Genomic DNA, 11,618 nt, shown 5'->3' with positions numbered 1-11,618 from the left:
TCGGTAGTTTCCCTGGCTTTTGCCAGGGTTGCTTGCCTATTTCGTATCCCCACTGCAACACGATGATCAATTTACAGCGATTTGTCGCCGCCGGTGCGGCGCGCCGGTAAAATCGACCATGTTTAAAAATGCAATCTGATCGAGGAACCCATGCGCCGCGTCCCGCTCGTCCCCTTATTTGCCACCTTGTTTGCCGCCACCTTGCCCTGGCCGGCCAGCGCCGCCGAATCGCTACGCACGGTAGCGCCGTTCATCGCAGTCGATGCCAGGGGCGCGTTTGCCATGACGGTCGAAGCGGGCAAGACGCAGTCGGTCAAGATCTCGGGCGACGATGCGTTCGTGGCCGCGCTGGAAACCCGCGTGGTGGACAACGAGCTGCAGATCACCGTCAACGGCAAGCAATACAAGAACAGCAAGGGCGATCCGCGCGTGACCATCACCCTGCCCGCGCTGAGCCGGGTCAAGGTGGAAGGCGCGGGCGAAACCATCATTACCGGCGTGGCCAGCGACCGCCTCGACGTGGGCTACCGGGGCGCCGGCCGGCTCACCGCCAGCGGCAAGGTCAAATACCTGCGCCTGAACGCGAAAGGCGTGGGCGAAGTCGATACCAAGGGCCTGCACGCCGAGCGCGTGGACGTCAATTTCAGCGGCGTGGGCGATGTCAGCGTGTACGCCACCGACACCGTCAACGCGGTGGCCAAGGGCATGGGCTCGCTGACCTACTACGGCAAGCCGAAAACCATCAACAAGTCGGTCTCGGGCATCGGCAACGTCAGCGCTGGCGACTGACTTCCGCCAACACCACCGGCTGGCATTCGACGACGTTCTCACCGGCCTGCCCAATCGCCACCTGGCGGACGACCTGGCCGGCGCCTTGCGGGCTATCTGTTCGGCCGCCCGATGCCGCTTGCCGTGCTGATCGCGCTGATCGCGCAGCCGGCACCCGCTGAGGTGAATGTCACTGTTACTGCACCACCGTAACGCGCTTGCCGCTCACGCTGCGCTGCGCCGGATTGCCATAGACGGTGATGCTGCCCGAGCCGTTGCTGCCGGCGACCAGCGCGCCGCTGGCCTTGGCCGTCACGCTGCCCGAACCGTTGGTGGAGATATCGGCATCGCGGCTCGACAGGCCGGCCAGGTCGGCATTACCCGAGCCGCTCAGGCGCACCCGCAGCCGCTCGACGCTGCCGCTGGCGGTGGCGCGGCCGGAGCCGCGCAATTCGAGGCCCAGCGACTGGCCTTGCAAGCGGCCCAGTTGCAGCCGCCCGGAGCCGTTCAGGGTGGCGTCGGTGGTGGCGCTGTCGAGCGCCGTGGCGTTCATGCTGCCAGAGCCATTGAGGCGCACATCGAAGCGCCCCACGCGGCCCGCGATCTCCACCTCGCGCGAACCATTCAGGCGCAGGTCGAAGTCGCCGCCATTCAGGCCGGTCACCTGCAGGCGCCCGGAGCCATTGGCCTCGGCCTGGCGCAGCTGCGGCACGGTGAGCGTCACGCGCAGCGGATTGGATGTACGCACGCCACCCTCGGTCCACACCCGCAGGGTGCCGCCGCTGGCGTCGGTACGCAGCAGCGGCAGCAGGTTGCTGTCGCCCTCCACCGTCAACGACGGCGCCTGCCCCACCCGCACCGTCACGAGCATCGAGCCGTTGATATCGATGCCATCGACACTGGCGCTGACCGCGCGCTGCTCGGTCACCACCTGGCCATTACCCTGCACCGCATTGCTGCTGAAGGCGGACTTGATCTGGGCATTACCGTCTTCCGGCACAACGATCACGGCGCAGCCGGCGATCAGGGCGAGGACGAGGGCGGAAGAAGAAAAGGCGAGACGGCGCATGATAGAGATCCTGGTCAGTGGTGATGTTGCCACTGTAGCCAGAACGCTGGCCGCCGGCGCGGTCAATGCGACGAACGGTGGAATTCGGGGAGTGAAACGCGTTTTACCGCCCTGCCGCAGTGCTACCATGACGGCCATGAACACTCTTCCCGACAGCCTCGCGCACCTGCGCGCCCTCACCCGCCAGTTCGCGCAAGAGCGCGACTGGGCGCCGTTCCACACGCCGAAGAACCTGGCCATGGCCTTGTCGGTCGAGGTGGCCGAGCTGGTCGAGCATTTCCAGTGGTTGCCCACCGGCGCGGACGCCGAACTCGATGACGCCGCGCGCCTGGGCATTCGCCACGAGCTGGCCGATGTGCTGCTCTACCTGGTGCAGCTGGCTGACAAGACGGGCGTGGACTTGCACGCGGCGGCGCTGGAAAAGATCGCGCTCAATGCAGTGAAATACCCCGCCACCCGTTAACCGGGTTGGACGCTGCTGACCAGTGCGCACGGTAGTGCCGAACCACCTTGCGCAATCTGACCGCGCCGCACCGCGCCGGTTATTGCGCCGGCATGACTAGCGCCTTGCGGATCTCGGCGCCGACGATGTGCCAGGCGTTCGAGGTGCTTGAGACTTCGTCGTAGTGACTGGCCCCCGGCAGCAGGATCACCTCCGCCTGGTCGCCGGCAGCACGCGCGCGCCGCGCATAATCCTCGCCCGCGCGCAGCGGCGCGATGGTGTCCAGCTCACCGTGGATCAGCACCGTGCGCACGCCGGCCGGCAGCAGTTCGGCCGGTGAGGTGTCCACATACACGTCGGGCCGCTCGGCGCTGGGCTGACCGGCCAGTTGCGCGGTGCTGCGGTCGCAGCTGGTGTGGATCAGCGTGGCCTCGTTGCGCAGGTCGGCCAGGCCGCCCAGGCTGATCACCACCGGCACCAGGAGCGGATCGGCTACGTACACCGGGCTCGATTTCGGCAGCCGCGCGCGCGAGCCGGCCCACTGCGCCAGGTGGCCGCCGGCCGAATGCCCGACCAGCACCACGCGCGCCAGGTCCAGCTGGTACTGCGGCGCCAGCGTGCGCAGGCGGTCCATGGCGGTGGCCACGTCCTGGTACATGCCGGGATAGCCGCCGCCTTCCTCGTCGTAACGGCGGTATTCGATATTCCACACCGCGATGCCCTGCGCGGCCAGCGCGCCGGCCATGTTGCGCATCTGGGTAATGCCGCCAAACTGTTTGGTCCAGCAACCGCCGTGGACGATGGCCGCCACCGGGTGCGGTCCCGGTCCGGCCGGTGCAAAAAATTCGGCAAACTGCGAGGGCGCGGCGCCATAGGCGACATGCGCGGTGGGCGCCGGGCCGCTCAAGGCCAGGTAGTTATCGAGCGACATCGGGGTGGTGACGATGGCGGCGGCCAGCAAGGCGGTGACGATGGTGCTCATGGGGACATGCTCCGGATGGGAAGCGGCCATGCTACACGAAAAAAAGGCCGCCCCGGGCAAGCGGGCGGCCAACGAACTACTCCAAGGACAAACGACCGGAAAAACTAGAACTTGTAGTTGGCGCGCACGTAGTAGTAGCCGCCATTGATACCGAACGGCGAGAACGATGGCAGCACCGTGACGGCGGCGTTGTCGAGCGCCGCACGCTGGTCGGCCAGCAGCGCCGGGTTGATGCCGTTCGGGTAGACGTTGAACAGGTTGTTCGCACCGATCGCCACCGACCACGCGTTGTCGATCTTGTAGCCCACTTCCAGATCGGTGATGGCGCGCATCTTGATCTCGTTCTTGTGGTACACGGCGCCGTCTTCACTGTCGTAGTTGTTCGACTTGCCGTAGATCGCTTCGCGCAGGTTGACGGTCCAGTTACCGATCTTCCACAGCGCGCCCAGGTTCACGCGCATTTTCGGCGAGGCCGTCTCCAGGTTGGAAATGGCGGTCTTGTCGAGCAGCGTCTGCGGCATCAGCTGGGTGGGCGCCTGGTTAATCTGGGTCACTTCCACCTTGTTGTAGTTGGCGGCGATCGACCAGTCCACGCGGCCGTAGGTGCCGTAGCTTTCGTTGAGGGTAGCCACGAACTCCATGCCCCGGCTGCGGGTATTGACGGCGTTGGAGAAGATGTTGATACCGGTCTGGCTAACGGTGCTGTCGAGGACATTGCCGTTGGCCAGGATCGCCGCCACCACGGCCGGCGAGTTGACCGCGCCGCCCGAACCGTACAAGGCGCCGGAACCGACGATGCGGTCGCGGATCTTGATCTGGTACACGTCCACCGTCACATTGAGGTTGCTGGCAGGGTTGAACACCAGGCCGAAACTGAGGTTGTTCGACTTTTCCGGCTTCAGGCCGTTTACGCCCACCAGGCGGGCGCCCGGCGAATTGGGCGCCAGCTGCACGAAGGCGCTGGTAGGGCCGACGTTGGTGGCCGAGTAGTACGATTCGGCCAGGGTCGGCGCGCGGAAGCCATTACTGATGGTGCCGCGCACGGCTGCCGTCGGCGTCATCTCGTAGCGCGACGTCAGCTTGCCCACGCGGGCGCTGCCGAAGTCGCTGAAGTGCTCGTAGCGGCCGGCCAGGTCGATTGTCAGGTCCGGGATCGGGTTACCGGCGAAGTTGATGTAGGCCGCCTTGTTGGTGCGGCGGTGCTTGCCGGCGTCGGTGAGCGAAAAGCCCGGATACGACTGCGAACCTTCCTTGTAGCGCGATGCCGGATCACCCGCCTGGATTTCGTACTGGTCAACGCGGTATTCGAGGCCGGTGGCAAATGTCAGCGGCTTGCTCCAGCCCACATTGATCTCGCGGCTCGCTTCGAGCGTGGTGGTGGTCTGGGTGGCGACGAAGGCGCCAGCGGAGAACTCGGTAGGCGACGCGCCGGTGTCCGCGTACAGCGAAGCATTGACCGAATCGGCCACGCCGATGCGCGACTTGTCGCGGCCATAGGTGGTGCTGATGTCGGTGTTCCAGTCGGCGATCTTGCCCTTAACGCCGATGGTCAGCGCCACGTCATCCTGCTTGATTTCCTCTTTCGGCGAGAAGCCTTGCGGGTACAGGCGCGGCACGCGGTTTGGCAGGCGGTAGTTTTCGTAGGCGCTCGCTTCCTTGCGGCCGGCGGTCAGGATCGAATACAGCTGGCTGTTGGCATCGATGTCCCAGCCGAAGTTGGCCGCCAGGACGTTGAGGTGGTACGCGGCATCGCCCTGGATCTTGTTCAGGTACGGGTAGCCGGAGATTTGCGTCATGCCGGGAATGTTGGCGACGTTGCGCGGATCGACCAGGCGCGGGTCAATGCCGCCACGGTCGCTATGGCCGTGGTATTTAGAATCCACGGTCACGCTCAGGAAGGCATTCTCGAACGGTTCCACGCCGAAGTTGACGGCGCCGCTGGCCGAGCGGCCGCCGCCGTCCCAGTAGCCGCCGCCGGAGACGGTCGCGTTGCCGCCGCGGTTGTTCGACTTGAGGATGATGTTGATCACGCCGGCGATGGCGTCGGATCCGTACTGGGCGGCCGCGCCATCCTGCAGCACTTCGATATGGTCGATGGCGGAGACAGGGATGTAGTTCAGGTCGGCTGCTGCGCCGCCCTGGTATGGTCCGCCCAGCACGGCCAGGTTGGCGGTGCCGTGGCGGCGCTTGCCGTTGATGAGCACCAGCGTGTTATTCGGGGACAGGCCGCGCAGGCGCGCCGACAGGGTCAGGTTGGCAGTGTCGCCGCCGAAGGCCTGGGCCGTGAACGACGGCAGGTTTTGCGCCAGCGCCTGGATCAGGTCCGGCTGGCCGGTGCGCTGCAGCGAGGCCGCGTCCAGTACCTGGATCGGCGAGGCGCTATTCTCCGCCTTCATGCCGCTCGAGCGGGTACCGGTAACGATGACCGAGGCGGTCGATGCGACTTCGGTCGGGGCGGCTGCCGCTGCTGCGACTTGTGCATCAGCGGCATCAGCTGCTTCCGCAGCCGCCGGCGCCGCATAGGCCGAAGATGCGCCGAACGCCAGGGTGGACAGGACGGCGGCAACGCCGATCTTGAGTGTGGTCTTGTGCATATTTTTACATCCCCATTTTTGGAAAAAATTACAAAGTAAGACCTGCGATGACTATTATTTTTTTGCGGCGACTACTTCGATCTCGACCAGCCAGCCCGGGTTGCTCAGCCCCGCCACCTGGACCACGGCGCGTGCCGGCAGGTTCGGCTGGGTGCCGCCGAAGTACTGGGTGTAACCTTCCATGAAACCCTTGGTATCGGCCTTGCCGCCCTTGGCCGGATCGCCCACCAGGAACACCTGCATCTTGACCACGTCGGACATTTGCAGCTTCATGCCTTCTAGGATTTCCTTGATCTTCTTGAGCACCGTTTCGGTCTGGGTCTTGGTGTCGCCGAAGGCGGCCAGCGAGTCACCGGCGGCGTCCTTGTTCACCACCGCCGGCACCTGGCCGCTGATGAAGTGGATGGTGGCGGTCGGCGGAATGGTCACGGCCAGCGCGATCGGGAAGTCCGAGTTCGGGATCTTGTGGCGAACGATGTCTGCCGCCTGGGCAGCGCCGCACAGCAGGCCGAAGGCAATCGGGGTCAACACGGTGGCAACGATTTTTTTCATGGTTCTCTCTCCAGGGTTTAATGTTTGTTCGACATTTCGGCCGTGCCGAATTGCGCCACGCCCAGCGCGGTGCGCAGCTTGTGGATTTCGTCTTCGGTCAGCGCATCGGCCTTGTTGCCCCATTCGCCGCGCACGTAGGTCAGGATGGCGGCCAGGTCGCGGTCGTTGATGGTTTCGGAAAAGTCCGGCATGCCGCCGCGCCCCTTGAGCAGCACGCCGGCCACTTCGGCATGGTCGCCGGTGACGAACTTGCTGCCGGCCAGCGCCGGGAATGCGCCCGGAATGCCCTTGCCGCTGGCCTGATGGCAGGCCGCGCAGTTTTTCAGAAACAGCGCCTTGCCGTCCGGGCTCTGGGCCCGGGCCGGCGCGGCGGCCAGCAGCGCGGTGGCGGCCAGCGCGGCGGCGCTCATCAGGGCGGTGGTCAGAATTTGCTTCATGCGCTGGCCCTCGCATGGATGCGGGCGATCTGCTGCCACGCCGATTCGATGGCGCCGGCCTGCCAGCCGGTCAGATAGCTCAGGTGTTCGCCGGCCAGCATGATGCGGCCCTCGCCTTCCACCAGCGTGGGATAGGCGGCAGCACGGGTCTTGTCGGTCCACTCCGCCCATCCACCGAGGTTGTACTGCACCCGGTGCCACGCCACGGAAAACGCGTTCTCGTATTCCTTGCGGTACTGCGGGAAGATCTTCTCGCCGGCGGCCACCGCGAACTCGGCGCGTTCGGCCGGCGTCAGGGCGCTGACCTCGATGGCGGCGGTCTGGTACTGGTAGTAGCCGAGCACCACGCCCTTCTGCTTTTGCCAGTTCGACGACGGCAGCGAGATGGTGTTAATCCCGCGCAGGTCGGTCAGTACGTGGCCGCCGTAAATCTGGTCGTCCTCTTCCCAGAAGCGGCGTTTCATTTGCAGGCCGATTTTGCCTACCGGCGCGTAAGCCACGGTGGCCACGGCCTTCTTGAACTTGTCCGAAAAATCGGTATCGATCTGGCGCAGTACGGACAAGGGAATGGTGCACAGGCAGTAGTCGGCGGTGACGGTGCCAGCCTTGCCGCTGGCGGTGTCCTTGAAGGCGATGGTCACGCCCTTGTCGTTCTGGCGGATGGTTTGCACTTCGGCGCGGTAGCGGATCACTTTACCGAGGCGCTTTTCAAACGCTTTGGGAATCGCGTCCATGCCGCCCACCGGCTGAAACATGGTGGCCTGCATCGGGAAGTCGTGCACCGCGCTGTAGACGTTGCCCAGCTTCGATTCCAGCAAGTCCTTGAAACCGAGCGGATCGGACGCCTTGCCCGGTCCCGGTTCCATGCCGGCGCCGGGGTACACGGCATAACCCCGGCCCGGGCGGCCACGGTAAGCCAGGTCGGAGGCCGACAACTGACCCTCGTGCACCAGGTAGTCGAGCAGCAGGCGCTGGTCGTCGGCACTCAGGGTCTGGTCGAGCTGCTTGTTCTTGATCGACTTGGCCAGCAGTTCGTCAACGTGGCCGCGCATGTCGGCCTTGACCTCCTTGATGCGCATGCGCTTGCCCGCGAACGGGCCGGCGTTTTCGGAGTACACATAAGAGTGGTCGTTTTCATTGACCATCACTTCCAGCGGCACCTCGAACAGGCGCGTGTAGTGCAGCGTGGACTGGTGGTGCAGCGGAATGCGCCATGGGCCGTGGTTGATGTACTGGCCGGCGTCGAAAGCGCAGGTCTGCTTTTCACCACCGAGTTCGGTCAGCGAGAAACCCTTGCGGGCGGTCTGGCAGCGGCCACCGGCAAAGTCGCGCGCTTCGAGGATCTGGCATTGGTAGCCCAGTTTGCCCAGTTCGTAGGCGGCGGTCAGGCCGGCCAGGCCGGCGCCCAGGATCACCACCTTCTTGCCCTTGCCGCTGCCGGTCAGTGCCGGCGGCGCCGACACGGTGGAGTTGATGCCCATGCCCCATGCGTTCATGGTGGTCAACAACAAGCTGGTGCCGCCCACCGCTGCGGCCCGGTACAGGAAGTCTCTGCGGGTAAAAGAGCTAAACGATTTAAACGGTTTTACTGTTTTGCTTTCCATCTGCTTTCCTCGCCATTTTCACTGAAAAACCCCGGGGTTACTTGCTTCCCCATAGTCCCCTTCATAGCAAGCAACGTGCCATATTGGAAAGATGAATAAACATCGTTCATCATCAAAGCAGGCCTTTATCTGCAAGGCTTGCTTCATCGAACAAAGTTTTTTCGGAAGTGCGCTGCGGGTGCTTTCGGCACGCAACCGAACGCCTCCAGCGATAAACTTTATTTACCTGAAACAGACTTTATTCATGGCGGCGCCGGACACCGCAACCACTGCGGCGCACAAGCGCACGCACCACCAGATGGCGGTGGTGCATGGCGGTGCAGCGTGTGAAAATCGAGAGAGGGAAGAATCAGCCGGCGAAGCTGACCAGGGCGGGAGTATTGGTGCGAACGGTGGCAAGCGCCGGCGCGGTCACCGCAACGGCGGCCGGCAGATACGCCATTTCCACCGCGCTCAGGTGGCGGCGCACGCCGCTGGCGTCGGCCAGGTGGCAGGCGTGGAACTGCATCGGCGCGGCCGCGTCGAGCAGGTAGATCGTGTCGAGGTTGGACGGGTCGTGCGCCACCTTCACTTGCCAGCTGCCGCGCTGGCGCGCCCGCTCGTACCAGCGCTCCTGGACCGCACGCGCGCAGGTATAAATACTGCCGGCGAAATGGATGCCGTCGCAGCCCACGATGGCGGTGGCCACCGGCATCAGGCTGCAGCGCACCAGGTGCTCGGGATAGGGCTTGAGCGCGCCGCCCCGGTGCTCCACGCCCCAGTCCCACAATGCCGCCGGCGTGGCGGCGTCAGGCGCCGGCTGGCGGCTGTTGTAGTACAAAACGCAGTCGATGACGATGCGGGTGAACTGCGCCACATCGAGCACGCCGTCGAGCCGGCACGCTGCGCCGGCCGCATTGGCTGTCGCATTGACCACATTCTCTGCGCCACCGGCGACGTCAGGCGCCAGCAGCCGAAAGCGCCTTGCCAGTACCTCCTGCCAGTCGCCGGCCCCCTGCTCGGCGGCGATGCAGCGCAGGTTGAAGTTGGTGCGCAGGGTGCCGCCATCGCCCCATTCGGCGCCTGCCAGCGCGGCCAGCGGCGCCGCCACGAACAGGGTGTCGGGCAGATGGCAGCCCGGCCACTGGGCCGCCTCGATGCGGCGGCCGTAATGCTGGCTGTAGCGCTGCTTGTCGGCTCCGCAGTTGGCCAGCGCCAGCATCGCCTGCGACCAGCTGGCCGGGCCCAGTCCCACGTGGATGCCGGTAATCATGCGGCTGTACGTATCCTGCACCACGTAGATGTGCGGGCGGCCGATGGCCTGTTCGCGGTCGGCGCGCGACACCAGTTGCACCTCGGCGCGCACGACGTCGAGCTGGTAGCTGGCGCCGGGACGGCCGGGGGCGGACGCCCATGGCGACGCCTGCGCCGCATCGGAGCCGGTCGCTGTGGTGGTTGCCGCCACGGTCATGCGCGTGGCCGAAACCGGAACCGGGGCCGAAACCGGGGCCGCCGATGCGCCGCGCAGCGCCTGCGCCGCGCCGGCAAAGGCACTGGCGCCGGAACCGGAACCGGGACCGGGACTGCTACTGCGGCGCGCCACTTCCGGCGGGCGGTCGTCGTCGTGGTCGAGCCAGTAATTGAACTGGCCAAAGGTGGGCAGCATGGCCGCGCGGCGCTGCGGCGCCGCCTGTACCCGGCCGCTGGCAGGATCGATGCGGCGCTCGATGAAGAATTCATCGAGCATCTGCTGGTAGGCGCCCAGGCGCGAAAACTTGTCGTGACTGGCCGCGTAGCGGGCAATCGCCACCCGGAAGATGCGGCGGATGTCCTCGTCGGCGTTCAGGCCGGGGCCGTCGTCGGCGCCGTTCTTGCGCGGCCGGCCGCGCTTGATGCCTTCCGACGATTGCCGCACTTTGCCCTTGCCGCCCGAATTGCAGTAGTCGGGCAGCAGCGCGTTGGGGGTTTGCCCGCGCTGCCAGTAGCGGCGCAGATAGCGATAAATGGTGGGGTGCGACACCTGGTGTTCGGCGGTGGCGCGGGCGATCATCTGGCCGCGCCGGCGCGCATCGTAAATGTCGGGTTCCTGCGCCACCAGCGGCGCGATGATTTCCCAGGCGCGCGCGCGCAGTTGCAGGTATTTGGGCGGCAGCATTTCCTGGCTGACCACCATCAGGTAGGGATCGGCCGGCAGCACGCTGGCGCGGCCATCCCGCAGGTCGGCAAGCAGCGCCGGTAACTGGACCAGTTCTACCTCGGCCGAGCGCGCCGCCACGTCATAGACATAGGCATGGCGCTGGCCGGGGTCGATCCACAAAACACGGACGGTGCGCGCCGATGGCTGCGGGTAGTGCAGCAGATCGTTGCGCAGTAACATCAGCGCCCCTGCACCGCGAGGTGGAACGGCCGGGTGTCAACCACGATGGCGTGCAGCCCTGCATCGGCATTTTCACGCAACAGCGGCGGCTTGATCGCATCGACAAAAGTATTCCACAGCTTCCTGAATGGCGTCATGTCTAAGCTCCGGTTCAACGACTTGTCTCCAGGTTGAGGCGCGTTAAGCGCGCCATTTATCAGGTTTGTGCCAAGTCATAATGCAAAAACCGGGCCACCTCCTCTTCACCTATGAGAACACTTTACCAACATCCGCTCAGGCACCACGTTTGCACTTTCGCAAGCTTTTTATTGGTGCGGCGCAGCAGGCGAACCGGGTTCATGCACTGCATGCGTGCATCAACGCGGGGGCCGCCATTAGCGCATGACCAATACCGGCAAATGACAATGTGCCAACACCTTCTGGGTCACGCTCCCAAGTAACACGGCTTGCACGCCGGTGCGACCGTGCGCGGCCATGGCGATCAGGTCGCAGCCACGTTGCCGTGCGGTGTCGATAATGACCCGGTAGGGATGCGGATGCTCGACCACGAGCGTCTCGTAGACCACTTTTTGCGCAAGTGCCTCGGCAGCAACGGTTTCGAGCAGTTTCCGTGCACGCGCCTTGGTCTGCACGCGGTAGCGCGCTGGCGTATCGACCAGCATGTCGGGATCGGTACTGATCACGTGGAACGGCTCGGTGACATGCAGGACCAGCAAGCGCGCGCCTGCCTCCCGGGCAAAGGTTACGCACGGCACAATGGCCGCTGACGACGGCGCCTCGCCGTCTACAGGGAAGAGAATGTGGGCGAACATGG

Annotated in this window: 11 protein-coding genes; 2 read left to right on the top strand and 9 right to left on the bottom strand. The window is 65.1% G+C overall.

Going from position 1 to position 11,618, the window contains the following annotated elements; translation table 11 throughout:
- Positions 1-150: 150 nt before the first annotated feature.
- The gene (locus ASF04_RS23225) at positions 151-789 is read left to right on the top strand and encodes a head GIN domain-containing protein (RefSeq protein WP_056147051.1); all 639 of its coding nucleotides are present in this window, start codon (positions 151-153) and stop codon (positions 787-789) included.
- A gap of 175 nt (positions 790-964) precedes the next feature.
- Here the strand turns inward: ASF04_RS23225 and ASF04_RS23220 are convergent, their stop codons facing one another.
- Entirely contained in the window at positions 965-1,837 is an 873-nt protein-coding gene (locus ASF04_RS23220; RefSeq protein WP_056147049.1) for a head GIN domain-containing protein, read from the bottom strand.
- A 136-nt stretch (positions 1,838-1,973) separates the two neighbouring features.
- On the opposite strand from ASF04_RS23220, the gene ASF04_RS23215 reads away from it, so the two are divergent.
- Positions 1,974-2,300: a nucleotide pyrophosphohydrolase gene (locus tag ASF04_RS23215; RefSeq protein ID WP_227012309.1), complete on the top strand. Its 327-nt coding sequence runs from the start codon at positions 1,974-1,976 to the stop codon at positions 2,298-2,300.
- Between the two features lie 79 nt (positions 2,301-2,379).
- On the opposite strand, the gene ASF04_RS23210 is transcribed toward ASF04_RS23215, so the two are convergent.
- From ASF04_RS23210 to ASF04_RS23180, 8 genes are all read right to left on the bottom strand, one after another.
- Positions 2,380-3,261, bottom strand: a complete 882-nt coding sequence (locus ASF04_RS23210; RefSeq protein WP_056147046.1) for a S9 family peptidase — start codon at positions 3,259-3,261, stop codon at positions 2,380-2,382.
- Positions 3,262-3,365: 104 nt separating this feature from the next.
- Positions 3,366-5,855 (bottom strand): TonB-dependent siderophore receptor, encoded by a 2,490-nt coding sequence (locus ASF04_RS23205; protein ID WP_056147044.1) that lies wholly within the window; start codon positions 5,853-5,855, stop codon positions 3,366-3,368.
- Between the two features lie 54 nt (positions 5,856-5,909).
- The gene (locus tag ASF04_RS23200; protein ID WP_056147042.1) at positions 5,910-6,407 is read right to left on the bottom strand and encodes a RidA family protein; all 498 of its coding nucleotides are present in this window, start codon (positions 6,405-6,407) and stop codon (positions 5,910-5,912) included.
- Positions 6,408-6,424: 17 nt separating this feature from the next.
- Entirely contained in the window at positions 6,425-6,844 is a 420-nt protein-coding gene (locus ASF04_RS23195; protein WP_056147041.1) for a cytochrome c, read from the bottom strand.
- Positions 6,841-8,448: a flavin monoamine oxidase family protein gene (locus ASF04_RS23190; RefSeq protein ID WP_056147039.1), complete on the bottom strand. Its 1,608-nt coding sequence runs from the start codon at positions 8,446-8,448 to the stop codon at positions 6,841-6,843. The genes ASF04_RS23195 and ASF04_RS23190 overlap by 4 nt, the downstream gene beginning before the upstream one ends.
- A gap of 349 nt (positions 8,449-8,797) precedes the next feature.
- The gene (locus ASF04_RS23185) at positions 8,798-10,804 is read right to left on the bottom strand and encodes a Mu transposase C-terminal domain-containing protein (protein WP_056147038.1); all 2,007 of its coding nucleotides are present in this window, start codon (positions 10,802-10,804) and stop codon (positions 8,798-8,800) included.
- Positions 10,804-10,941, bottom strand: a complete 138-nt coding sequence (locus ASF04_RS27680; RefSeq protein WP_156368744.1) for a hypothetical protein — start codon at positions 10,939-10,941, stop codon at positions 10,804-10,806. Before ASF04_RS27680 ends, ASF04_RS23185 begins: the two co-directional genes overlap by 1 nt.
- Before the next feature lie 237 nt (positions 10,942-11,178).
- Positions 11,179-11,616 carry a universal stress protein gene (locus ASF04_RS23180; protein WP_056147036.1) on the bottom strand — a complete coding sequence of 146 codons (438 nt, stop codon included), beginning with the start codon at positions 11,614-11,616 and terminating at the stop codon, positions 11,179-11,181.
- Between the last annotated feature and the right edge of the window lie 2 nt (positions 11,617-11,618).

Origin of the sequence: Duganella sp. Leaf61 (assembly GCF_001421905.1) — a bacterium.
GTDB classification, from domain to species: Bacteria; Pseudomonadota; Gammaproteobacteria; order Burkholderiales; family Burkholderiaceae_D; genus Rugamonas; species Rugamonas zoogloeoides.
This window is presented reverse-complemented; position numbering and strand designations above follow the sequence as displayed.

Bases quoted from the DNA above. Each gene is read 5' to 3' on its own strand.
- ASF04_RS23225 (WP_056147051.1), top strand. From the start codon at position 151: ATGCGCCGCGTCCCGCTCGTCCCCTTATTTGCCACCTTGTTTGCCGCC.
- ASF04_RS23220 (WP_056147049.1), bottom strand. From the start codon at position 1,837: ATGCGCCGTCTCGCCTTTTCTTCTTCCGCCCTCGTCCTCGCCCTGATC.
- ASF04_RS23215 (WP_227012309.1), top strand. From the start codon at position 1,974: ATGAACACTCTTCCCGACAGCCTCGCGCACCTGCGCGCCCTCACCCGC.
- ASF04_RS23210 (WP_056147046.1), bottom strand. From the start codon at position 3,261: ATGAGCACCATCGTCACCGCCTTGCTGGCCGCCGCCATCGTCACCACC.
- ASF04_RS23205 (WP_056147044.1), bottom strand. From the start codon at position 5,855: ATGCACAAGACCACACTCAAGATCGGCGTTGCCGCCGTCCTGTCCACC.
- ASF04_RS23200 (WP_056147042.1), bottom strand. From the start codon at position 6,407: ATGAAAAAAATCGTTGCCACCGTGTTGACCCCGATTGCCTTCGGCCTG.
- ASF04_RS23195 (WP_056147041.1), bottom strand. From the start codon at position 6,844: ATGAAGCAAATTCTGACCACCGCCCTGATGAGCGCCGCCGCGCTGGCC.
- ASF04_RS23190 (WP_056147039.1), bottom strand. From the start codon at position 8,448: ATGGAAAGCAAAACAGTAAAACCGTTTAAATCGTTTAGCTCTTTTACC.
- ASF04_RS23185 (WP_056147038.1), bottom strand. From the start codon at position 10,804: ATGTTACTGCGCAACGATCTGCTGCACTACCCGCAGCCATCGGCGCGC.
- ASF04_RS27680 (WP_156368744.1), bottom strand. From the start codon at position 10,941: ATGACGCCATTCAGGAAGCTGTGGAATACTTTTGTCGATGCGATCAAG.
- ASF04_RS23180 (WP_056147036.1), bottom strand. From the start codon at position 11,616: ATGTTCGCCCACATTCTCTTCCCTGTAGACGGCGAGGCGCCGTCGTCA.